The sequence below is a fragment of the Lacticaseibacillus boliensis genome (assembly GCF_054784775.1).
The window spans coordinates 1-21,792 of the sequence record NZ_BAAIHN010000020.1 but is presented as its reverse complement, the minus strand read 5'-3'; the positions used below and the strand labels follow the sequence as shown (position 1 = coordinate 21,792).

At 54.1% G+C, this 21,792-nt stretch carries 22 protein-coding genes; 11 read left to right on the top strand and 11 right to left on the bottom strand.

Annotated features, from left to right (window positions below):
- Nucleotides 1–35 precede the first annotated feature (35 nt).
- On the bottom strand, nucleotides 36–1,832 hold the full coding sequence (locus ACYVRB_RS09095) for a malolactic enzyme (RefSeq protein WP_461214937.1): 1,797 nt from the start codon (nucleotides 1,830–1,832) through the stop codon (nucleotides 36–38).
- Between ACYVRB_RS09095 and ACYVRB_RS09090 the strand changes: the two genes are divergently transcribed.
- Together ACYVRB_RS09090 and ACYVRB_RS09085 are read left to right on the top strand one after the other, a co-directional pair.
- Nucleotides 1,799–2,668, top strand: a complete 870-nt coding sequence (locus ACYVRB_RS09090) for a LysR family transcriptional regulator (protein WP_461214935.1) — start codon at nucleotides 1,799–1,801, stop codon at nucleotides 2,666–2,668. The two genes, ACYVRB_RS09095 and ACYVRB_RS09090, sit on opposite strands and share 34 nt — an antisense overlap.
- A 17-nt stretch (nucleotides 2,669–2,685) precedes the next feature.
- Nucleotides 2,686–4,056 carry a class II fumarate hydratase gene (locus ACYVRB_RS09085; RefSeq protein ID WP_461214934.1) on the top strand — a complete coding sequence of 457 codons (1,371 nt, stop codon included), beginning with the start codon at nucleotides 2,686–2,688 and terminating at the stop codon, nucleotides 4,054–4,056.
- A gap of 62 nt (nucleotides 4,057–4,118) precedes the next feature.
- Here the strand turns inward: ACYVRB_RS09085 and ACYVRB_RS09080 are convergent, their stop codons facing one another.
- Nucleotides 4,119–5,051, bottom strand: coding sequence for a magnesium transporter CorA family protein (locus ACYVRB_RS09080; protein ID WP_461214933.1), 933 nt, complete (start codon nucleotides 5,049–5,051; stop codon nucleotides 4,119–4,121).
- Between the two features lie 121 nt (nucleotides 5,052–5,172).
- On the opposite strand from ACYVRB_RS09080, the gene ACYVRB_RS09075 reads away from it, so the two are divergent.
- From ACYVRB_RS09075 to ACYVRB_RS09065, 3 genes are all read left to right on the top strand, one after another.
- Nucleotides 5,173–6,141, top strand: a complete 969-nt coding sequence (locus ACYVRB_RS09075) for a hypothetical protein (protein WP_461214931.1) — start codon at nucleotides 5,173–5,175, stop codon at nucleotides 6,139–6,141.
- 128 nt (nucleotides 6,142–6,269) lie between these two features.
- Nucleotides 6,270–6,890: a flavin reductase family protein gene (locus tag ACYVRB_RS09070; RefSeq protein WP_461214930.1), complete on the top strand. Its 621-nt coding sequence runs from the start codon at nucleotides 6,270–6,272 to the stop codon at nucleotides 6,888–6,890.
- A gap of 44 nt (nucleotides 6,891–6,934) precedes the next feature.
- On the top strand, nucleotides 6,935–7,882 hold the full coding sequence (locus tag ACYVRB_RS09065) for an AEC family transporter (RefSeq protein ID WP_461214928.1): 948 nt from the start codon (nucleotides 6,935–6,937) through the stop codon (nucleotides 7,880–7,882).
- A 47-nt stretch (nucleotides 7,883–7,929) separates the two neighbouring features.
- Here the strand turns inward: ACYVRB_RS09065 and lexA are convergent, their stop codons facing one another.
- On the bottom strand, nucleotides 7,930–8,556 hold the full coding sequence (lexA, locus tag ACYVRB_RS09060; RefSeq protein ID WP_461214927.1) for a transcriptional repressor LexA: 627 nt from the start codon (nucleotides 8,554–8,556) through the stop codon (nucleotides 7,930–7,932).
- Nucleotides 8,557–8,732: 176 nt separating this feature from the next.
- Nucleotides 8,733–8,930 carry a hypothetical protein gene (locus ACYVRB_RS09055; RefSeq protein ID WP_461214925.1) on the bottom strand — a complete coding sequence of 66 codons (198 nt, stop codon included), beginning with the start codon at nucleotides 8,928–8,930 and terminating at the stop codon, nucleotides 8,733–8,735.
- Nucleotides 8,931–9,227: 297 nt separating this feature from the next.
- Between ACYVRB_RS09055 and ACYVRB_RS09050 the strand changes: the two genes are divergently transcribed.
- Both ACYVRB_RS09050 and ACYVRB_RS09045 read left to right on the top strand, forming a co-directional pair.
- Nucleotides 9,228–10,358 carry an AI-2E family transporter gene (locus ACYVRB_RS09050; RefSeq protein WP_461214923.1) on the top strand — a complete coding sequence of 377 codons (1,131 nt, stop codon included), beginning with the start codon at nucleotides 9,228–9,230 and terminating at the stop codon, nucleotides 10,356–10,358.
- Between the two features lie 16 nt (nucleotides 10,359–10,374).
- Nucleotides 10,375–10,848, top strand: coding sequence for a hypothetical protein (locus tag ACYVRB_RS09045; RefSeq protein WP_461214922.1), 474 nt, complete (start codon nucleotides 10,375–10,377; stop codon nucleotides 10,846–10,848).
- A 34-nt stretch (nucleotides 10,849–10,882) separates the two neighbouring features.
- Here ACYVRB_RS09045 and ACYVRB_RS09040 read toward each other — a convergent pair whose 3' ends face one another.
- A complete protein-coding gene (locus ACYVRB_RS09040) occupies nucleotides 10,883–11,236 on the bottom strand; it encodes a hypothetical protein (protein WP_461214920.1) in 354 nt (117 codons plus the stop codon).
- 110 nt (nucleotides 11,237–11,346) lie between these two features.
- On the opposite strand from ACYVRB_RS09040, the gene ACYVRB_RS09035 reads away from it, so the two are divergent.
- Nucleotides 11,347–12,351 carry an alcohol dehydrogenase catalytic domain-containing protein gene (locus ACYVRB_RS09035; RefSeq protein WP_461214919.1) on the top strand — a complete coding sequence of 335 codons (1,005 nt, stop codon included), beginning with the start codon at nucleotides 11,347–11,349 and terminating at the stop codon, nucleotides 12,349–12,351.
- On the opposite strand, the gene ACYVRB_RS09030 is transcribed toward ACYVRB_RS09035, so the two are convergent.
- Nucleotides 12,334–12,627, bottom strand: coding sequence for a hypothetical protein (locus ACYVRB_RS09030; protein WP_461214917.1), 294 nt, complete (start codon nucleotides 12,625–12,627; stop codon nucleotides 12,334–12,336). The genes ACYVRB_RS09035 and ACYVRB_RS09030 overlap by 18 nt on opposite strands.
- Nucleotides 12,628–12,752: 125 nt before the next feature.
- Here ACYVRB_RS09030 and ACYVRB_RS09025 point away from each other — a divergent pair, with 125 nt between their 5' ends.
- Nucleotides 12,753–13,442, top strand: coding sequence for a response regulator transcription factor (locus ACYVRB_RS09025; RefSeq protein WP_461214916.1), 690 nt, complete (start codon nucleotides 12,753–12,755; stop codon nucleotides 13,440–13,442).
- Nucleotides 13,443–14,741, top strand: coding sequence for a sensor histidine kinase (locus ACYVRB_RS09020; RefSeq protein ID WP_461214914.1), 1,299 nt, complete (start codon nucleotides 13,443–13,445; stop codon nucleotides 14,739–14,741). It abuts the gene before it with no gap.
- 46 nt (nucleotides 14,742–14,787) lie between these two features.
- Here ACYVRB_RS09020 and ACYVRB_RS09015 read toward each other — a convergent pair whose 3' ends face one another.
- Both ACYVRB_RS09015 and ACYVRB_RS09010 read right to left on the bottom strand, forming a co-directional pair.
- Complete coding sequence (locus ACYVRB_RS09015; RefSeq protein WP_461214912.1) at nucleotides 14,788–15,210, bottom strand: GNAT family N-acetyltransferase; 423 nt, start codon at nucleotides 15,208–15,210, stop codon at nucleotides 14,788–14,790.
- A 74-nt stretch (nucleotides 15,211–15,284) separates the two neighbouring features.
- A complete protein-coding gene (locus ACYVRB_RS09010; protein ID WP_461214910.1) occupies nucleotides 15,285–15,638 on the bottom strand; it encodes an iron-sulfur cluster biosynthesis family protein in 354 nt (117 codons plus the stop codon).
- A 369-nt stretch (nucleotides 15,639–16,007) separates the two neighbouring features.
- Here ACYVRB_RS09010 and ACYVRB_RS09005 point away from each other — a divergent pair, with 369 nt between their 5' ends.
- A complete protein-coding gene (locus ACYVRB_RS09005) occupies nucleotides 16,008–17,000 on the top strand; it encodes an NAD(P)-dependent oxidoreductase (protein ID WP_461214908.1) in 993 nt (330 codons plus the stop codon).
- 51 nt (nucleotides 17,001–17,051) lie between these two features.
- Here the strand turns inward: ACYVRB_RS09005 and ACYVRB_RS09000 are convergent, their stop codons facing one another.
- The 3 genes from ACYVRB_RS09000 to ACYVRB_RS08990 form a co-directional block, all read right to left on the bottom strand.
- Complete coding sequence (locus ACYVRB_RS09000; RefSeq protein ID WP_461214906.1) at nucleotides 17,052–18,224, bottom strand: amidohydrolase; 1,173 nt, start codon at nucleotides 18,222–18,224, stop codon at nucleotides 17,052–17,054.
- Between the two features lie 143 nt (nucleotides 18,225–18,367).
- A complete protein-coding gene (gltX, locus tag ACYVRB_RS08995) occupies nucleotides 18,368–19,858 on the bottom strand; it encodes a glutamate--tRNA ligase (protein ID WP_461214904.1) in 1,491 nt (496 codons plus the stop codon).
- Between the two features lie 102 nt (nucleotides 19,859–19,960).
- The gene (locus tag ACYVRB_RS08990; RefSeq protein ID WP_461214902.1) at nucleotides 19,961–21,415 is read right to left on the bottom strand and encodes an APC family permease; all 1,455 of its coding nucleotides are present in this window, start codon (nucleotides 21,413–21,415) and stop codon (nucleotides 19,961–19,963) included.
- Between the last annotated feature and the right edge of the window lie 377 nt (nucleotides 21,416–21,792).

The window sequence follows — 21,792 nt, the reverse complement described above, 5'->3', positions numbered from 1 at the left end:
AAAATGGTCGGGGCTTGTTTTGTATTCATAGGGATTTAATCGCTCATAGTCACATCGAGCGGTTGATATTCGGGTTGCCACTGCGCGGCTTCGACCGCCTGGGACACAGAAGCGATCGGCATTTCGTTCAGCCCATCTGCGACGGCTTGTTGAGCGACGGCGAGCGCAACGGTCTTAGAGAATTGATCGAGCTTGGTCACCGGTGGCAGTACCGCGGCGCCTGGTTTTGTGGGATCAACAATGCCGCCTAGGCTGTGCGCGGCAGCAGAAATCATCGCATCCGTCAACAACCTGCTGGTGGCTGCGATCGTCCCCAGCCCCAAGCCGGGATATACCAACGCGTTGTTGGCCTGCCCGATCTCATACGTCACGCCTTGATACGTCACCGGCGCGGCTGGGATCCCGGTCGCGACCAACGCCTTGCCATCGGTCCAGCGGATCAGATCTTCCGCCTTGGCCTCGGCCAACTTGGTCGGATTCGACAGCGGGAAGATGATCGGTCGCTTGGTGTGGGCCGCCATTTCCTTGACGACGGCTTCGGTGAAGGTTCCCGGCTGCGTCGATGTCCCGACCAGAACATCGGGGTGGATCGCCGCCACGCAGGCTTCCAGCGTCGTCAACGCTTCGGGATGGGCAAATTCAGAACGCTGGCGCGCAAATTTGCGCTGGGCCGGCGTCAGCGTCGGATCGTCTGCAAACAACAACCCTTGTTTGTCGACCAAATAAAACCGCTGCTTGGCTTCTTCAGGTGTCAGGCCTTGTTCGAGATATTCTTCATACACCCGCGCCGCGATCCCAGCCCCTGCCGTGCCGGCGCCGAAACTCATGTAAACTTGGTCGGTCATAGGTTGCTTGGAGATGTTTAAAGCCCCCAGCATGCCAGCCAAGACAATGATGCCGGTGCCTTGAATATCATCGTTGAACGTCGTGATCTGGTTGCGGTATTGTTCCAGGATATCAGCGGCATTGTCGCGCCCAAAATCTTCAAAGTGCAAGTATAGATGTGGGAAAAGCTTCTCCGCAGCCGCGACGAACTTATCGACAAACGCGCGATAGGCCTTGCCTGCCACCCGGGGATGCCGATTGCCGAGGTACTGCTTTGAATCCAGCAACGCTTGGTTGTCTGTGCCGGCGTCTAACACCACAGGCAACACCTGCGACGGGTCGATCCCGGCAGCGGCGGTGTATACCATCAGCTTGCCGACGGCGATATCGACGCCTTGCGTCCCCCAGTCGCCGATGCCTAAGATTCCTTGGGCATCCGTCACCACGAGCAGGCGGATATCGCGGCCATTGGCAGAATGGCGCAAGGCCGATTCGATCTCATCTTGGCGATCGATGGACAGATAAGTCGCGTTTTGCGGCTCAACAAACAGCTCTGAATAATGCTCGATGGTGTCCGCGATGGTCGGGTCGTAGACGATCGGCATGAATTCTGCGATGTGTTGGGAGAACAGCTTGTAAAACAACACGTGGTTCGTGTTAAACAGCTGCATCAAAAACAGCCGCTTGGCCAGCGCGTCTGCCTTGCTTTGATATTGGGCATAGGCCTGGGTCACCTGCTGGTCGAGGGTTTGGATCGCCGGTGGCAGCAAACCGTTCAAACCATAGCGATCGCGTTCGGCCTGGGTGAACGCCGTGCCTTTATTCAAAAACGGATCATGCAAAAGTTGCTGTGCGGTATATGTCATCATTGTCGCCTCCGAGTTAATTACGTGCTCATCATAAGCCTTCGAAAAAAAAATAGTCAAACCGCGCAGTTGTGATAAAATCTGCTTATATGACAAGGAGGCGGCGCATGAACACGCGTGATTTGGAATACTTTGTGGCATTGGTCGAACAAAAAAACTTCTCGCAAGTCGCCACGCATTTTGGCGTGACGCAACCGACGATCACCATCGCCTTGAAGCGGCTGGAAAAACACTTTGCGATCCAACTCATCGATCGCGACCAAAGCCACGGCCATCTCGCCGTGACGCCGGCAGGCCAGCAACTTTATGACCGGGCCCGCGCCATCAACACGCAACTGCACCTGGCGGAAAAAGAGCTCCAAGCCGCGCGCCAACCCAAGATCCGCTTCGGCCTGCCACCGATCAACGGTAGCTTTTATTTTCCCACGCTGGCGCCAAAGCTTGTCGCCGCCGGCTTGATGCCGAGGCTAGAGACGATCGAGGCCGGCAGCCAAAGCCTGCTCCAGTCGCTGCGAGCCGGCGATCTCGACATTGCCTTGCTCGGGTCTGACGGACCGCTGATCGCACCTGAGCTCAACGTTCAGCCACTGACGGATTCGCCTTTTACCATTGTTGTCCCCAAGTCTCATCCCCTCGCCAACCAGTCAACATTGACCTTCGATCAAGTCGCCACGGCCCCGTTCGTGAGTTTGTCTGCAGGCTTCGTCCATGCCCAGGCCTTCGCTTGGTTCAGCCGCTCCACCGGGGTGACGCCACAGATTGTTTATCGCACGACCAACGTCACCCTGCTCAAACAGCTGATTCAAACCGGCGTTGGCATCGCGCTATTGACGGCGATGGCGGTTTTGCCGCAAGATGGGTTAGTGGCGTTGCCGCTTCGCGCCACCGGTCAACCACGGTTTTGCATTTCCGTCGTCACTCGTCGCGGCCAGCGCCAGACGCCGGCAATGACCCAGCTCTTACAAATCATTCACTAACTCTCTGGAGGCTTTTGATGCGCATTGAAAATGATTCTATCGGTCCCGTCGAGATTCCCGACAACGTCTGGTGGGGCCCTCAAACCGAACGCTCCCGTCACAATTTTGCCACCGGTCCGCAGATGCCTGTGGCCGTCATCAAAGCGCTGATCACGATCAAATCTGCCGCGGCCAAGGTCAACGGCCAAGCCAACACGATCGATCAGCCTGTCGCTGACGCGATCGTCGCGGCCGCCCAAGAACTGCTTGGCCTCGACGACGCGTCATTGATGACCCATTTTCCCTTGCGCGTCTATCAAACTGGTTCCGGGACCCAGACCAACATGAACGTCAACGAGGTGTTGGCCCATCTGGCCAGCCACAACAGCGGTTTGACCGTGCTGGCCAACGACCACGTCAACTGCGGGCAAAGCTCCAACGACACCTTTCCGACAGCGATGCACATGGCGGCCTTTGACGCGATCACGGCAGTCATCCACACCATGGAAGGATTGCTGGACAGCCTGGAAGCCAAGCAGGTCGCCTATTGGTCGACCGTCAAGCTCGGTCGGACCCACCTGCAAGACGCCACGCCGCTGACTTTTGGCCAAGAAGTCTCTGGCTGGGTCGCAACCTTGCAACAAGACATCACCACTTTGCGGCAACTTCAGCCACAACTCGCCCAGTTGCCTCTAGGTGGCACCGCCGTCGGCACAGGCTTGAACACCACCCCTGAAGCCACCCACGCGATGATTACCACCATCGCTGCGCTCACCAAGCAGCCTTTCGTCGAGATGCCCAACAAATTTCACGGGCTGGCCGCACACTCTGAGCTCACTGTCGTCCACGGCGCCTTGAAGACCCTGGCGGCCGATCTGCTCAAGATCGCCAACGACATCCGCTTCTTGGCAAGCGGTCCGCGCGGCGGCTATGGCGAGTTGACCATCCCCGCCAACGAGCCTGGCAGCTCGATCATGCCAGGCAAGGTCAACCCGACGCAAGCCGAGGCACTCACGATGATTGCCACGCGCGTTTTAGGCAATGACGTCACGATCGGCGTCGCAGATTCTCAAGGCAACTTCGAGATGAACGTCTATAAGCCGGTCATCATCGCCGCGTTCTTGGAATCGACCAGCCTCTTGATCGGCGGCGTCGACCAGTTCAACCGCTTGTTGGTTCAAGGCCTGCAGGCTAACGAAGTCCGCATGCGCCAGCTCGTCGACCAATCCCTCATGCTGGTGACGGCTTTGTCGCCACACATCGGCTATGAAGCCAGCGCCAAGATCGCCCAAACCGCCCAGCAAAATGGCAGCACCTTAAAAGCCGCCGCTTTGGCGTCAGGCAAGGTCACCGCTGCACAATACGCCGCCTGGGTCGATCCGCTTAAATTGACCAATAGCCAAAAATAACGCGAACGGCTCGCAACCATCGTCCAATAAATGGGCAGTGGCTGCGAGCCGTTGGCATTCATTCAAAAATAGTCTTTACGTTTGAGCAGCCAAGCGCACACGCCACACAAGATCCACATCAACGCCAGCAAAATGACAAAGCCGGCCTTGCCGGAACGCAGCGGCAACCAGGTGTTCATCCCCCAGATGCCCGACACGATCGCCGGGATCGTCATGATGATCGACACACTGGTCAAGACCTTCATGATGAGATTCAAGTTATTGCCCACGATTGCCGACACCGCGGTGTTGTACTGGTCGAGCAACTCCCGGGCACAATTGGCCACGGTCAAGACCTGGCCGCACTCGACGTTGACGGCATGCAAGCGGTAGAGATGCTCGTCGGTGGTGAAATAACGGGCGGAGGCCACCAGCTTATGAACGACTTCTTGCGTCTGCGTTAAAGCAGAATCAAAATACACCAGACTGCGCTCTAAGGCGATGATCTCATACAAGATCGTGTTACGACTCGCCGAAGCCAGTCGCCCTTCCATCGCGCGCGTCTGCGCATCCATAGCGTCGACATCAGCCACGAAGGCATCCAGAATCGCTTGCATCAGTGCCAACGCCAAGTCTTCGGCGTCTGCCACCGGTGTGGGCTGGGTCACAAAATCGTCGATCACCTCAAGTGGCGCCTGGGTCACACTGATCAGCTGCTTGCCGCTTAAGATCAGCGCCACCGGCCGCGTCTCAAACACGCGATCGCCTTGCGCATTGCTGGTTTCGACAGGGACGCGCATCACCACCAGTCCGGGATGCTTGGCGTTTTGATGGACCCCGACCGTCCGCGGGTCTTCGTGCGGATCAAGGCCGGCTGAAAGATAATCAAAAGGTAGCCGGTATGCCGAATCAAGGGCAGTCAGCTCCGCTTGCGTCGGTTCGGTCACCCGCAACCAGACTGCCGGGGTTGTTGTCGGGCGTAATTGATTATCTTGAATCATGTAGTGTTGTTGCATCACGTTCACCTCGCCAACATCTTACCATGTTTGCATCAATTAAAAATAATTAAGAATATCGGTTTGTCACCCGAATTCGCGGTACAATGGACGGTATCTAATCTACTGGAGGAGGACAACTATGCGACGACGCAGACGACGCAGACGGCACACAGGTCTGTGGATATTGGTATGGAGTTTAGTCGCCATCGCGGCGGTGACGTTATTTTTGATCTATCGCGGGGCCAAGGTCTCGGGGCCAGATGCCGAAGACTCCGCATCGAGTCATATCATCGACACCACCCCAACTGCCACTCATGCCCAAGCCGGCACCTACACAGCTAGTGGTGCTGCCAACGATCCTGATGGCGAAGCGCTCAGCGTCCGGGTCTATCTCCGGATCCAAGACAACGGCCATTTTCGCCGCGAGCAACAGATCAAAGGCGACTCTGTCCGCACGATCATCGACACTGGCACTTATACCGGCACCACCAAATCGCTCAAGCTCGATAGTACCAGCGCCGTGATTTTCACCTACCACAGCGCTAAGGCCATGAGGGCGCAAACCCCGGCCACGACTTCACGCTACGGTGGCAGCCACGCGAGTTATCCGACTTATCTCACCACCGTGTTGAACAACCGCGTCACCTTGAAAAAAGGCCTCGCGCAAACGTATCATTACGTGCACAAATCACTGACGCTAAGCACCAGCATTCACGCCGTGCCGACCATTGACGCCGCCCTCTCGGCCCAAGGCGGCAGCACTGACACCAGTAGCGATAGCACGAGCAGTCAAGCCAGCAGCCAATCTAGCCAAACAAACGAAACGCCGGCAAGCACGCACAGTGAAAGCCACACTAAACGAGACAGTGCTTCGCAATCCAGCGCCACCAGCAGTAGCGATTCAAGCAGTTCAAGTAGTAGCGATTCGAGCAGTGATAACCTGACCGTTGAATCTGCACAGGCGATCGTTGAACAACAATATCCAAGTAGCGACAATACCATCACCGCGATAGGGCAAAGCGGCGACAACTTCACATTCGTCGTGATCAACAAAGACACCCGTGACAATCAATATGTCACCGTCAACGCTGACGGTGAGCTTCAATAACCGTCAGCGACCGATAACGCCGGTACAGGGCAATCCGAACTGGGTTGGCTTGTACCGGTTTTTCTCATTGTTTTCACCATCTCTATTAATCAATCTGCAAATGCGCTACACTCAATATGGAGGTTAAGATGTACGATATCGATGCAGCAACCCTCAGCGAAGCGGACCGCTACAAGCTTTTGTCCGCCACGATCGTCCCTCGCCCGGTGGCTTGGGTAACCACCCAAAACCCAGCAGGGGGCATCAACCTTGCGCCGTTTTCATTCTTCAGCGGAGTTGGCGGCGGCCTGTTGTCGCTTGCCATCGGCCGGCTTGGGGACGCGCTGAAAGACACCCCTGCGAACTTACTGCGCACGCATGAAGCTGTGGTGCATCTCGTCTCACAATCAGAGGCTGGCGCGATGAACCAAAGTGCCGCCGGACTCGATCCAACGATCAGCGAAGCTGACTTGTTGCATCTGCCCCTGATCGCCAGCGATAAGTTGACGACCCCGGGCTTGGCCGACAGTCGCGCCCGCCTTGAATGCCGGCTTCAGCAACACATCCCGATCACCGCGCCAACCGGTGGCCGCTACGACATGCTGATCCTAGAAGTCGTTGCGTTTCATTATGCCCAAACCGTCTTATCTCCTGATTCACTACACATCGATTTTGACCAGCTCGACCCACTGGCGCGCTTAAGCGGCAATCATTATGCCGGCTTGGGCACAACCTTCACGCTACAACGCCCGCAAGACCCGCGACGCTGATTATTTTAACGCCGCGTCATTTTGATTTGATAAGGAGTCCCAACTTGACTGCATTTATTTCCAGTGTTTTCGGGGTGCTTGAGATCTTGATCTTGATCGCCATCGGCTACATTCTCACTGCTATCGGCTGGTTCAACGATCGCTCCAGCCGCATCATTGCCAAAACTGTCACCCAAGTCGCCTTACCGGCCTACATGATTGTCACGATTACCAGCGACTTTTCCGCCAAACAACTCGCCACGATCCTGCCAGACCTGCGCTTTCCGGTGATGTCGATGGCGATCCTTTTTGGCCTGTCGTTTGGCGTCTGCCGCGCACTGGCGGTACCAAAAGGCCGCCGCGGCTTGTTCAAATCGATGTTTTTCAACTCCAACACCGTCTTCATCGGGTTGCCGGTGAACATGGCGCTTTTCGGACCGAAAAGTCTGCCTTACGTGCTGGTTTATTACATGGCCAACACCACGATTTTTTGGACGATCGGCGTCTACCTCATTCAAGCCGATGGCCCGCAACCCGCTCGCTTTGATTTGAAAAAGGTGATCGGCAAGGTCTTCTCCCCGCCGTTACTTGGGTTTATTGTCGGCGTCATCTTGGTGTTGATCCGCGTCAAATTGCCTGATTTCTTGATGAGCGATCTGACCTATGTCGGTGACCTCACGATCCCGGGCTCGATGTTTTTCATCGGGATCTGCATGTATCAAGCCGGACTGCGCAACATTCGCTTTAACCGCGAGCTCCTCGGGGTTTTTGCCGGGCGCTTCGTGTTCGCCCCGATCATCATGTTCCTGCTTGTTTTTGCCGCGCCGGTACCGACGCTGATGAAGCAGGTCTTCTTGTTGCAATCCGCGATGCCGGTGATGACCAACGCCCCAGTCGTCGCCAAGCTCTATGGCGCAGACGCCTCCAACGCGTCGATCACCGTCAGTGCAACAACGCTGTTTTCCATGGTCGTGATTCCGATCGTGATGCTCGCCGTGCGCACCTTACACTGACTAAATCAAAAAATCCCGACTCTTCTATTGAGAAGTCGGGATTTTTTCTATACGAGCGCTGGCCGGTAAAGGCTGACCACAACACCTAAGATGGTGACGGTATCGAAATACATATCGTCCATGTCATCATTTTCGGGATGCAACCGCACCCGGCCGTCTTCTTTGTAAAAACGCTTGACGGTTGCTTCGCTGTCTTGCGTCATCGCCACAACCACTTGGCCATTTTCAGCGGTCTGTTGTTTTTTGACGATGATCTGATCCCCATCAAGGATCCCCATCTTGATCATCGAGTTGCCAGAAACCCGGAGCATGAACAGCTCGTCGGCTTCATAGCCGAGATTATCCGGAAGCGGAAAGTAATCATCGATGTTTTGAATCGCGGTGATCGGCACCCCTGCGGCAACGGTGCCGACGATCGGGATCCCGCCGTTGGTCACGCCGATGTAATCGCGTCCTGCCTGTGTCAACATCAATGTCCGCGGCTTGGTCGGATCTTTGGCGATCAACCCTTGCGCTTCCAACCGTGTCAGGTGTGCGGCGACCGTGCTGGAGCTAGACAGGCCGACCGCCTTCCCGATTTCTCGCACCGTTGGCGGAAAACCGCGGTCTTCAATTGAATGATGAATAGTTTTGAGAATCTCTTCCCAACGTTTCTCAGTCTTGCGGGTAGGCATGGGCCCACTCCTTTCTATCACCTGCACGGCAAGCCGTGACGAGTCTGTGTCTCGCAGTATCGCACCTGCGTTTGTATACCCATAGCGTACCAGAACGAACAGGCGTTTGCAAGCAATTGTTCGCACAAAAATAACCTTCCAAATAAATTTGGAAGGCCCTGTTGTCGCTGAAAGGATTACATCCGGTGAGTCACCGGGATGTGTTTAAGTTGGCGACGATCGCACTTGTTACGCGTCATTTCGTAGAAAACGCCGAAGTGCACATCGACGGCTAACAGTAAAATCGCGGCGGTCGCCATGTGGGTAAACATGAGAACAGCGGTTAAAACGACCAACGCGCGTAAACTCCACTTCATAATTGTAACTGATGTCATTGATGACACTCCCTTCCACCTGTCTGGCTTACTATGTTACTTAGTATACAGCATTCAGGCGGAATGTAAAGGAGAATTATACATTAATTTTACATTAAGTGCCCGTTTCAAGGCATTTATTCTAAATGTATCGTCTTGTAACGATTTGAATTTACATTATGTAAAAAAACGATACATATTATTTTAGGATGACATCTCCAAATGTAAACGGTTACTTTTATAATAGCTCTCAGTGGCATCTTCTGCGATAGTTCGGTATGATGAATAATGTAACCACTTGCCACACGAAGGAGGCCGTTGATGGAAAAGAGATCCTGGTTTTACCGCCGCTTCTTAAATAACAAATTCACCGCCGCCTGCCTGAATGTGGTGTTGGTGCTGTTGGCGATCTGGATCTTTACCCAGATCTCATGGGTCTTTGCACCCGTGGGCACTTTCTTCAAAATCGTCGCCCCACCGTTTATCTTTGCAGGCATCTTATTTTACTTGTTGAATCCCTTGGTCAATTGGCTGACGCGTCGTGGGATGCGACGCACGCTTGCCGTTGCCTTGATCTTGTTGGCGGTGCTGACATTATTGGCGCTTGCCGTCATCAAGCTGGTGCCCACCATCGAGCGCCAGTTCAGCAACATCGTGCAGTCGTATCCGACCTACTGGCGTGATTTCACCCGCTGGTTAACAGATCTCAACGCGCACCAGGACTTGATCTCACAACAAGATCTCAACAACCTCGCCACCGAGTTCATGGACAGCCTCAACTTGAAACGAGGCAGCTGGTTGAGCGGCACTGTCGCCCAGCTTCAAAATTTTGTTGGCATCGTCGGCAACGTCTTGGTCACCATTTCCACCGCCCCGATCATTTTGTTCTTCATGCTCAAAGACGGTAGCAAGTTCGCCCCGAAGATGGTCGTGCTGTTTCCGACCAAACTACGCGCCAGCATCATGCAGATGCTGCAAGAGATGAACGCCAAGGTCGGTTCCTACGTCCAGGGCCAACTCACCGTCGCGCTGGCGGTGGCGATCATCTTCATGACCGGCTTTTCGATCATCGGCCTGCGCTTTGGGTTGATCCTTGGCTTGATCGCCGGTCCGTTGAACCTGATCCCGTATTTTGGTTCTGCATTGGCGATGATCCCGGCCTTGATCGTCGGCGCGGTCACAAGTCCGAAAATGCTGATTGCCGTCATCATCACCTTCTTTATTGAATGGCTGATCGAAACGCAACTGATCTCACCGCTTGTAATGGGCTCCAAACTTGAGATGCATCCCATCACGATCGTGGTCGTCTTGTTGACCGCCGGCAATCTGTTTGGACTGGCCGGGGTGATCCTCGGGATCCCGGGGTTTGCCGTGTTAAAAATTGTCATCACCCGCTTGTTTAGCTGGTATCAACAAGTGTCCGGGCTTTATCACGAAGCCGACAACTGAAAGGAACGATATCATCATGTTTGAACTCTTCTTAATGATCATTGACGCCGGACTACTCGTCGCCGGGATCTATTTTCTCTACTGGCACCGCCAAATCGACGTCCGGGCCAATTACTCCGGCTTCCAGCTATTCTTCGCCGCCGTTTTGGCCATGTGGTTCGTCACCGCTGGCATCAACAATCTCCCTTACATCGTGATGATCGCTGCCTTCATCACTTTAGTCATCTTGGCCGGCAACAGCGGGCTGACGCCAACGCGGGTGATCGCCTCTGGCGTTTTCTCGCGGGTGATTCCGTATACCAAGCTGACCGCGATCACACTGACGCCGTTAAGCTTGCCTGACGGACGGGAACTTGTGGTGGCTATTTTCAACATCACCTCACGTCGCTTCGTCCGCCTGACCTTCCGCGCAGACCTCAACTCGATCATCACCACGTTGCGGCCGCGCCTGCCAGAAGGGGTCAAGATCGCCGTGCAACACGTCCAATAATTTTGCAAACAAAAAGCCGCCGGTTGGCGGCTTTTTACATATGCCGGAATGAAAAAAGAAACGCGAGCACAAAGACGATGGCGACGGCGCCAAAGGTGAAGAGCCAATCAAACGTCAACCCGAGCATGAACAGATAAATAAGAAGCATCATGCAACCACCGACGATAATATCGACCCAGAAGCGGCCTTTGCGGGTTTGGCAAGAATCATCTAATCCCACCAACAGCCATACGCCAACGGCTAAACCGACGCCAAGGCTGATCGTTGACACTTTAGCCAACCAGTCCTGCGGATTTGTCGCAAACCAGCCGATCCAGCTGAAAACGACCGCGGCAAGCACCAAGATGATCAATAAGCCGTAAGCATGGCTTTTTTTCACGTGCGTCATGTGGGACCTCTTTTCACGAGTATTGTGCACCTAGTTTACCAGACAGGCGGGTTGAATTACACTAGGTAAAGAAAACTTAATAATCCGCTTACCAACAAAGGAGCCTCTATATGCCAACTAATCTTGCTTTTGCCGCTTACGAAGGCCTGCCCATCTCCGACCCCAACTGCTTCACTCAAGTCGAGTTGCCGATGCCCACGCCTGCGGCCAATGAAATCGTCGTCGCCATCCAAGCGCTGTCGTTGAATCCGATCGACACCAAACTTCGCGCGAGCCTGCCAAAGCAAACCGATCCGAAGATCTTCGGGTATGATGCCGTCGGGCGCGTCGAAGCGCTGGGAAGCGCGGTGACCGAATTTTTCGTCGGACAACGTGTCTTATACGCCGGTACCACTAAAAAAGCCGGTAGCTATCAACATTACCAAGCCGTGCCGGCTAATCTGGTCGCTTCAGCCCCTGCCGCTGCCCCGGCTGAAGAGCTGGCGGCCTTGCCCCTTGTTGGCCTGACCGCTTGGGAAGTCTTGTTTGAAAAAATGGGCTTCATCCCCCACGCCGACGCCAACGCCGGCAAGACAATCCTCGTTATCAACGGTGCCGGCGGCGTGGGCTCGATGCTCACCCAGCTGGCTCACTGGGCGGGATTGACGGTTATCGCCACGGCCAGCAAAGACCACTTCGACTGGCTCAAACAGCATGGCACAGATGTTCCGCTGGACTACCACGACGACTGGCAGCAACAGATCCCACGGCTAGTCGACGGCATCGCCATTTTGTACGCACCGGAACCTTATCTGGCCGCGGCCACACAACTGATCGCGCCGCTGGGGCATGTCGTCACCATCGTCACCCCAACGCAGCCGTTGGATCTAGCCGCATTGAAGCCAAAAAGTGCCAGCTTCGATCAAGAATACATGTTCACCAAATCCGACTACGGCGTCGCCTTCAAATCAACGCGCGCAATCCTAGATCGCATCGTAACGCTATATTCCGGCGGCAAGCTCGACGCCAGCGTCACCGCCAAGGCCGATTTGACCCTCGCTAATCTGGTCGCGGCGACCAAAGCCTTGGAAGCCGGACACAGCGTCGGCAAATCGGTGCTACTTGTGAAAGCCTAGCGCATAGCGGAGCTTGCGTTTGGCATCGACTTCATTGATGACTTCCGGATCGTAGATGATCACGCCGTCGCCCATGTAATAGTTGAATTTCTTCAACACGGCACGCTTAGACAGGCTGCGCAGGCGCAGTTCATCGTTGACCTGTAACAAATAATCGTTGCACCAATCTTTGTCCATCATCGCCGGTTCGTCGCGTTCCGTGATAAAGCCTTGCTCCAATAACTTGTTGGCGCCTTCTTTTTTCTGAGCGCGGGTGATTGCTTCTGTCGGTTCCATCGTCTCATCTCCATTATCATCGTTTAACCCTAATTCTACGTCAAACCCGGCGACTTGCAAGCGCCGTTTAAGGTACTTTTAGGCTTCAGCGGATATAGTAAGCAATAGAAAAGAGGTCCCCATCGTTGCCAGATAAACCTAAGATCCTCGTTGTTGAAGACGATCCTAACTTGAACCAAAGCATCTGTGATTTCATCAGCGAATTCGCTGAACCCACGCCTGCATTGACCGGCAGCGACGGGGAATTTTTGGCCGCTCAAGACATCTATGACGCCATGGTACTCGACATCATGTTGCCGGAGATGAACGGCTTTGACCTACTCAAAAGCATCCGCCACACCGGGGTGCAAACGCCAGTGTTGATCTTGACGGCCAAAGACGCCTTGGCAGACAAATTGCGTGGCTTCACGCTGGGCGGCGATGATTATCTGACCAAGCCTTTTCACCGCGAAGAACTGGTCATGCGTCTGAAAGCCCTGTTGAAGCGCACCGGCAAGCTCGCCGCTGACAACCTCTTGGTGTGTGGCCCGATCACCATCGACATCGCCAGCCACAGCGTCGCCGTTCAAGATGCTGAAGTCACCTTGAACGGCAAGGAATACGACCTGCTCGTCTACTTACTCCAAAACGCAGACACCATCATCACCAAAGATCAGATCTTTGATCGCCTTTGGGGGTTCGATTCTGATACCGCGATCTCCGTCGTAGAAGTCTACATGTCCAACCTCCGCAAGAAACTTCGCCAGACCCCGGCGGCTGCCATGATCCGCACGATCAGAAGCGTCGGGTACATCCTACAAAGTGAGGCAGATTAATTGCACAATGATCCCGCAATCGAACACCAACGCCGACGGTTGTTCATCACCCAATTTCTAACGTTTGCCGGCCTGTTCATCGCCTTGGGCCTGATCGTTTTTGTCATGTATGAACGCTCCGTGTACCGCGATATCGATCAAGCCTTAGTGCTACAGAAGCGTAAAATGCTCAACGCTAACGATAACGGCGACCTCGGCCGCCCGATGCGGGCCGGTAAACCGCAAAATACCGATACCAGCCCGTTTCGCACCACCATTGTGGTCTTCAACAACCAAGGCAAGATCACCAACCAAGCCCAGATCGGCATGGACGCATATTATTATCTGCAATACATCAAACTCAACAAGAAAAACCTCAACCAGATGCGTACCCTCACCACCACCAGTGGGACGTTTCGGACGATCTTGTTGAAGGTCCGCAAATCCAATCCCAATCCGTTGTACGCCGGCAAATACGTCATGGTCGTGCAAAACATCGACTCACAGATGTTTGCCTTAAAGTCGTTCCGCCAAGCCTTGATCTTAACGATGGTGATCTTTTGGCTGTTGGCGTTGGCCTTGGCCTATTGGCTGTCTAACCGCTCGCTCAAGCCGATCATCGTCGCCTGGCAACACCAACAAGATTTCGTCGCCGATGCCGCCCACGAATTGCGCGCGCCGCTGGCGGTGATCCAGAGCCAACAAGAAGCGATGCTCACCAAACCCAACGCCAAGATCATCGACCAAACCGAGGCCATCGCCACCAGCCTGAACGAAACCAAGCGGCTTCGACAGCTGACCGGCGACCTGTTGACGATCGCCAAGGCCGACTCCAACGCCCAGCAATTGTTGATCGAACCTCACGAACTGAGCCAATATTTCACCAAGCTTTTGCGGCCTTATGAAGACATCGCCGCCAGCCAGGACAAAACCTTCACCATCAACCTGCCTGAAAACGGCACCGCCATGTTTGACGCGGAACGGATCCATCAGTTGACGGTCTTGTTGCTGGACAACGCGTTCAAATATACCGCCAGCGGCGATCGCGTCTGGGTGAACGTCAAATGTTCAAGTAACGACTGGTCATTGGCAGTCGCCAACTCCGGCCCGACGATCGCAGACGACGCCAAGAAGCACATCTTTGAGCGCTTCTACCGCTTAGATCCCAGCCGCAATCGCACAACCGGCGGCAGCGGCCTCGGGCTGTCCATCGGTGCTTGGATCGTCAGCGCCCATCATGGCAAGCTCACTGTCAGCGACGTCAAGCCGCACGGCGCTACCTTTACTGCTAAGTTTCCGCGGTTACCCAAAATCGGCTAACGCCAGGTATCAAAAAAGAGACGCAGACGCGTCTCTTTTTTCATGCTTAATATTTTGGTTCCAACAACCGGCGCGGGCGGATCATGGTCGTGATCGCCGTGTCGTTTTCTGGAATGTAATGGGCGTCTGCGAAGAACGCCTGCATGCTAGGATCGTCAGTCACCACAACGATCCGTGCCACTTGTTTGAAGTACTCGTCGAACTGATCGAGCAGTTCATGGCCGATACCTTGATGTTGGTATTCTGGCAACACAACAAGGTCTTGAATGAACAACACCGTATGCATATCCGACACGCCACGAATGACCCCGACCAGGCTTCCCTCATCGGTACGCGCGGTCAGCATCGTGGAATTGGCGATACCGCGTGCGGTTTCGCCAATGTCACTAAGGTAATGGGTCCAACCCACTGCCCCGTAAAGCTTCTTGATTTCATGAATCGATAATCCAGATTCGAATCGGTATTGCACAATCTTGCCTCACAATCATCTTTTGTCATCGATGATTGTACCCTTTTTTCAATGAGAGCGTCTGGTGATAACGATTAGGATTCAGTAAAGTCAATGAAACCGACGTTATCGTCGATGTCGCCGCCATCACCGCTCAACGTAAAAATGGCCATGCTAGGGTTATAGTGGATGCTCAAATGCGGATCAAGGTCTTCTTGCGAATACCCTTTGATGCTTACCGGCCCGAGGTTGCTCGGCAAGTCGACATCGTAGTCTTCTGCCGGGGCGTCTTTTTTGATCACGTTCAGCGTGAACTGTACCTGCATGTGGATCATCGCGTGTTGCGAATAAGGTCCGACCCCGTCTTCAAACGTTAACAACAGCCGCTTATCAGCCCCGAGATGCGGTGTCAGCTTCTCGACGGCTTGCGGATCAAACTGAATTGCCATGTTGATCTCCTCCTTTTGACGTTACCGGTCTACCCCTCAAGCTTACGCATCAATTACCGATTAAGCAATTAATTTGCTCACACAATTTTTCCAAGATTTATTAGGCATCGTCACACTTTCTTCACATTCTCAGATTATATTATAAGCATGGAAACGAGCCACCCACTCATTTCCATACCCATACCCAACTTTTTCATTTTTACTCCTCCAAGTAAAAATCGCCAGGCAGCTACCCACTGCTTGGCCAATCCTTACTCCTTGGTCGCCACCACCCATGGCGGCCATTTTTTTAATATTGTTTTAAAACCGCTTACAAAATTGCGGATCCATGCTAAACTGAAGTTTCTATTTCAACTCGGAGGAGCAATCATGAAGATCTGTGCCTATGGCGTGCGCGGTGATGAAGTCACGTATTTCCAACAGTGGGCTGCGCGTACCGCCAATCAAATCGCCTTGCATCCTGACTACCTCACCCCGCAGACCCTGCCGCTGGCCTATGGGTTCGATGCGCTAACCAGCTTTCAAACCGTGCCTTACGCCAGCGACTTGTTTGCGCTGATGGCAGCCCATGACCTGCCTTATCTCGCGCTGCGCAACGCCGGCTATGAAAACGTCGACTTGACCGCCGCGAGCGCTCACCACATCCGGGTCAGCAACGTCCCTGCATACTCGCCAGAAGCGATCGCAGAATTCACCGTGATGAGCATGCTCTACCTGTTGCGCCAAGCCGGTGCGGTGCAAACCGCGCTGCACGACGCCGACTATCAACTCGCCAAAACCTTCATGGGTCGCCAACTCGGTCACTGTACTGTCGGCGTGATCGGTACCGGACGTATCGGCCAGGCGGTCATCCGCATGCTCAGCGGCTTTGGGACGCGGGTCCTGGTCACCGACGACCACCTGCCAGCACGTTCCGATCTGACTTTCACTCCGGTGCCAATGGCAACCTTGTTGGCCCAAAGCGACATCGTGACGCTACACGTTCCAGGCACCAGCGCCAACAATCATCTGCTCGACGACAAGGCGATGACGCTGATGAAACCCGGCGCTTTGATCATCAACACCGCGCGTCCCAACGTCATCGACACCACTGCGTTGCGCCACCACTTGCGCAGTGGCAAGCTAGGCGGCGTGGCAATCGACACCTTCGAACACGAAGCTGAAGATCTCCTGCAGCTGACCACCGGCGAAACTTTTTCTGATCCGCTGTGGGATGAGCTGTTGGCGATGCCCAACGTGATGCTGTCGCCGCACATCGCCTATTACACCGACATCGCCGTCGCCCAGATGGTCGAACAAGCCCTCGATAACCTGCTCGCCTTTTGGCAGGGCCGACCCGTCGCCGCAGAGTTGCATGAATAAATCGCAATGGCCCGCAAACCCTCACCGGTTTTGCAGGCCATTGTTGTTTGATCAAACGAGATATGCTTCCACGATCCTGGCAAAATAAGTCGCCATCTTCGGGATCAGGCGGTCATCGAAATCAAACGTCGACGTGTGCACATACGGCTTATCTTTGCCACCACTCATCAAGGCGTAACACCCCGGGACGGCATCTAACATATACGCGAAGTCTTCAGACGCCATCACCGGTTCAAACTGTTTGCGTACATACCGCTCACCAAACAGCGTTGTGGCGACGGTTTGGGCCAGTGCTGCCGGTTGGGCCGCGTTACGTACTGCCGGCGAGATTTGAAAATGTTCACACGTGATCTGGGCACCATAAGCGGCCCCGATCCCCGTTGCAAGCGCGTCGATCCGCTGAATCGTGGCATCGCGCACCGCCGGATCCAGCGTGCGGATACTCAACAACAGCTGCCCAGAATCCGGGATCACGTTGTAAGTGGCTTCAGCCCCAGCCAGAAAACTGCCGACCGTCACCACTGCAGACGCCAGCGGGGCGGTGTTGCGTGCCACCACCGTCTGCAGGCTCTGCACCAACGCCGCTCCGACCACGATCGGATCTACCGTGCGCTCAGGCGCGCTGGCGTGCCCGCCGTGCCCGTGGATGGTAATGCGCATGCGGTCTGAGCTTGCCATCACGGCACCTGGCTGGATATAGATCGTATCGTCATCGAGATGTGGCCAGTTGTGGTAGCCAAACAACATGTCGCAAGGAAAGCGGGCAAATAAGCCGTCTGCGAGCATTTTGGCCGCGCCGTGCACCCCTTCTTCACCGGGCTGGAAGATCACGTTGACGGTGCCATCAAAATGTCCGGCGGCCGCCAGATACCGAGCCGCCGCCAGCATCGTCGTCATGTGGCCGTCGTGCCCGCAGGCGTGCATCAAACCAGGAACCGTGCTGGCGTATGCCAAACCGGTCGCTTCCGTGATCGGCAGACAATCCATATCCGCGCGCAGGCCGATCGTTTTGGTGCCAGTGCCGCGCCGCAGTTGCCCGACGACGCCATTACCTCCGATACCGGTTGTGACTTTGTAGCCATAAGCGCGCAGCTTGGCCGCAACCGTCGCGGCAGTATTCACCGTCGCCAAGCCGAGTTCGGGATGGCGGTGGAGTTCGTGCCGCAACGCGACAAACGCCGGTTGCCATTGTTGTAACAAAGCTGGGATCTGGATCATGGTCATTCCTGTTGCCTCCGAATATCATCAATGCATTCGATTGTACCGCAATTATGATAATAAAGTGAGGACTACTTAACAATTTCTCACAACTAGCATTGTTGCCAAAAAAACTGCCCTTTCCGCAGAAAAGGCAGTTCGTTGAAAACCTATTTTTCAATCAAAGCCAAAACCCGATCGATGTTAGCCATCACTTTGGCCCGACCCATCAATTCCATTGTCTCAGCCAATTGTGGCCCGTGCATATGGAAGGTCGCGGCGATACGGACTGGCATGTAGAGCTTGCGGCCCTTGACGCCGGTCGCCAAACGGATCTGGTAGACCTCTTGGTTGATGAAGTAAGCGGTGAACAGATCAAGATTTTCGAGGCGTTCCTTGAGCATCTTGATGATCGGCAAGGCGTTGTCGTCTGCCAGCTCCTTCATCTCGTCTTCGGTGAGCTCGGTGCGATCTTCAAAGAAGATGCTCGACAAGTCAACGACTTGTTGCGTGTAGCTCATCTGAGGGATGTACAAGCTGATCATCTGGCGTGCCCATTCAACCGTCGACGCATCTGGATCCTTGGCGAAGCGGCCGGCTTCGATCAAGTTTTCCAACGCCAAAGCGGTCAGTTCAGAAGGCTGCGTTTCTTTGATGTACTTGTTGTTGACCCATTCCAGCTTCTTTTGGTCAAAACGGGCTGGCGACTTGCTCAGGCGGTGTTCATCGAAGATCTTGATGAATTCCTTCTTCGTGAAGATCTCGTCTTCACCTTTAGGCGACCAGCCAAGCAACGTGATGAAGTTGAACATCGCGTTCGGCAGGTAACCGAGTTCACGATATTGTTCGATGAACTGCAAGACGTTTTCGTCACGCTTGGACAGCTTCTTGCCGGTCGCGCCGTTGATGATAAGCGTCATATGGCCAAACACAGGTGCTTCCCAGCCGAGGGCTTCGTAAACCGCCATCTGCTTCGGGGTGTTGGCGATATGGTCATCCCCACGCAAAACATGTGTGATCTGCATCAGATGGTCATCAACGACCACGGCAAAGTTGTAGGTCGGCATGCCGTCGCGCTTCAAAATCACGAAGTCGCCGCCGATGGTGTTGCCATCGATGCTGATGTCGCCTTTGACGATGTCGTTCCACTCGTAAGTCTTATCTTGCGGGATGTGGAACCGGATGACCGGAGTCAAACCTTTGGCCTTAGCCGCAGCAATCTTGGCTTGCTTCTGGTCTTCCGTCAGGCCTTCATATTCGTAGACGTAATGAGGCATCTCGTGGTTGGCTTGTTGGGCTTCACGATCTGCTTGCAGTTCTTCTTCAGTCTTGTAAGACTCGTAAGCCTTACCTTCTTCAAGAAGCTGGTTGATGTATTTCATGTAGATGTCTTTGCGTTCAGACTGCCGGTACGGCCCAAAGTCGCCACCCTTGTCTGGACCTTCATCCCAATCGATCCCTAACCAGTGCAGGTTTTCAATTTGGCTCTTTTCACCGTCTGCGATGTTACGCTTGGTGTCTGTGTCTTCGATCCGCAGAACCATCGTGCCGTTGTTGTGACGTGCAAAAAGATAGTTAAACAGTGCCGTCCGGGCATTTCCGATATGAAGATGGCCGGTAGGACTTGGTGCATAGCGCACCCGAATTGGTCGATCTGCCAATGCATTACGCCTCCATTTTAATTTAAACAATGCAGTAATAGTGTACCACAGACACGCCTCGCTTGCAGAAAAAGCCGTGCCTGAGCACGACTCTTCAGTAAACTATGCGATGCCTTTTTGCTTGCGTTCACGCCGGGCCAACAACGGCATGATGCCACCGACGCCAAACAAGACAGCGACGGAAACAATGTTCATCGCCAACTGCTGCCACCAGTAGCCGGACCAAAGCGTCCCGTCTTGCGGCAAAACGCCCAAGGTCGCGCAGACAAACGCGAACAAGAAGCCCCAGATGCCGACGGTGATTGCCAAGCCACGACGCTTGATGAAGACAAACGGTGAATCATGATCGCTTTCATGTAGCCGTAGCGCAATAAACCCGATGAACAACCAGCAAGACTTATATGGCGTCACGATCCCGTTGAGGTTCAACAGCCAATTAAAAATCGAGTTGATCGACGGCAACGTACCTGACAGCAGCAACAAGAACAGGCACAACCCAGCGGTCAGGGTGTAAGAATGGATCGGCCGGCCGGAGCGGTCTTTTTTGCGCATCCAACTTGGCATGTACCGGTCGGAAGAATCAGATGACAGCACCCGGCTAGACGCATCCAGCAACACGCCAAGTTGTGACAGCATGTAGATGAAGGAGACAAACGAGTAGATGTGCAGCATCAGCTTACCGACCCCGAGGCTTTGACCCAAGCGTTCGAATGCGTAGAAAGCCCCGTTCATCTTCAAATCGTTAGGCAGATCATGGGCGTTGAAGAACACGCCTAAAGCCAAAGAACCGAACACGGTCAAGAATACGGTCAGCACGATTAACAGATACATCGCCTTAGGGAATTCCGACTTTGGATTCCGCAGCTTAGTAATGTACGCCGCGCCCAGCTCCGCACCGGAAACCGCAAAGACTAATAAACCGGTCGTCGCAAAATAATGCGTGTCAAACTTAGGAATGAATGCGGACCATGTGAATGGCTGGGTAGCGATATGAACGCCTTGATGCAGGCCGACCACCGTCATGATGACAAACAGCATCGTCATGACAAACATCGCCCCACCGGCAAGCATCCCAAGGATCTCGAGCGACCGTTGAACCAAGTTCTGGAACAACAAGAACGCCCCGATCACAGCAAACGTGAAGACCCCGAACATCACATTATTCATGTATTTGTCCAGTGTGTTGTCGCCTAAGATCGTCCACGACAGCGACACGATCACAGAGTTGGCGACATCGACGGTGTAAGGCATCAGGCTGGCCCAAAACATCCAGCCGGTCCAATAGCCTGCGCCGTCCCCAATTGCCCGGCGAGACCAAGACGCCAGCCCACCGCCGACTTCGTTGAATGTCGATCCCATCTGTGCAGAGATCATCCCATAAGGCAAGACATAGGCGATTGCCATGAAGATCCATGAAAACACAACAGACAAGCCTTGGTTCTGGAACGGATAAATAACGTCTTCAAAACCGACGATCGTGGTAAACGTCAGTAATGTCAGCATCGGCCACTTCAGATATTTCTTTGGCGATGCGGTCAAATCATCATCAAGTTGCATGGTAGTCAGTTCCTCCTGAGATAGTCGACGCGCCTGCTCCATCGAGACCGCGTCTAAGACACAATGTATAATTGCCAATTGACAATCATACACTTTCTGAAAACCGCTGCAAACAAAAATTTGACATTTCCACAAATTTGATCCATTTCGACGTCTTCATGCCACCCTTTGGCTATGCGGCCTTCACCAACCAGCAACCACAAACTGTCAGTTATCTCTCGCAACTTCCACAACCCTGTCGTTGTCCGGCAGCGTAAGTGTTTTGGCCGTCCTCCAGGAGTAAGCGGTCTAGCTATGCTACGGCGGAAATGGCAGTATGCTGTGCGGCCGTCTTCAGCCTGCTTCGCAGTCTTACAACTAATTTTGAAGCCGCTTCG

What these genes read in the sequence shown, in the direction of transcription:
- ACYVRB_RS09090 (WP_461214935.1), top strand. Translation starts at nt 1,799, where the DNA reads ATGAACACGCGTGATTTGGAATACTTTGTGGCATTGGTCGAACAAAAA.
- ACYVRB_RS09095 (WP_461214937.1), bottom strand. Translation starts at nt 1,832, where the DNA reads ATGCCACAAAGTATTCCAAATCACGCGTGTTCATGCGCCGCCTCCTTG.
- ACYVRB_RS09085 (WP_461214934.1), top strand. Translation starts at nt 2,686, where the DNA reads ATGCGCATTGAAAATGATTCTATCGGTCCCGTCGAGATTCCCGACAAC.
- ACYVRB_RS09080 (WP_461214933.1), bottom strand. Translation starts at nt 5,051, where the DNA reads ATGCAACAACACTACATGATTCAAGATAATCAATTACGCCCGACAACA.
- ACYVRB_RS09075 (WP_461214931.1), top strand. Translation starts at nt 5,173, where the DNA reads ATGCGACGACGCAGACGACGCAGACGGCACACAGGTCTGTGGATATTG.
- ACYVRB_RS09070 (WP_461214930.1), top strand. Translation starts at nt 6,270, where the DNA reads ATGTACGATATCGATGCAGCAACCCTCAGCGAAGCGGACCGCTACAAG.
- lexA (WP_461214927.1), bottom strand. Translation starts at nt 8,556, where the DNA reads ATGCCTACCCGCAAGACTGAGAAACGTTGGGAAGAGATTCTCAAAACT.
- ACYVRB_RS09055 (WP_461214925.1), bottom strand. Translation starts at nt 8,930, where the DNA reads ATGACATCAGTTACAATTATGAAGTGGAGTTTACGCGCGTTGGTCGTT.
- ACYVRB_RS09045 (WP_461214922.1), top strand. Translation starts at nt 10,375, where the DNA reads ATGTTTGAACTCTTCTTAATGATCATTGACGCCGGACTACTCGTCGCC.
- ACYVRB_RS09040 (WP_461214920.1), bottom strand. Translation starts at nt 11,236, where the DNA reads ATGACGCACGTGAAAAAAAGCCATGCTTACGGCTTATTGATCATCTTG.
- ACYVRB_RS09035 (WP_461214919.1), top strand. Translation starts at nt 11,347, where the DNA reads ATGCCAACTAATCTTGCTTTTGCCGCTTACGAAGGCCTGCCCATCTCC.
- ACYVRB_RS09030 (WP_461214917.1), bottom strand. Translation starts at nt 12,627, where the DNA reads ATGGAACCGACAGAAGCAATCACCCGCGCTCAGAAAAAAGAAGGCGCC.
- ACYVRB_RS09010 (WP_461214910.1), bottom strand. Translation starts at nt 15,638, where the DNA reads ATGGCAATTCAGTTTGATCCGCAAGCCGTCGAGAAGCTGACACCGCAT.
- ACYVRB_RS09005 (WP_461214908.1), top strand. Translation starts at nt 16,008, where the DNA reads ATGAAGATCTGTGCCTATGGCGTGCGCGGTGATGAAGTCACGTATTTC.
- ACYVRB_RS09000 (WP_461214906.1), bottom strand. Translation starts at nt 18,224, where the DNA reads ATGACCATGATCCAGATCCCAGCTTTGTTACAACAATGGCAACCGGCG.
- ACYVRB_RS08990 (WP_461214902.1), bottom strand. Translation starts at nt 21,415, where the DNA reads ATGCAACTTGATGATGATTTGACCGCATCGCCAAAGAAATATCTGAAG.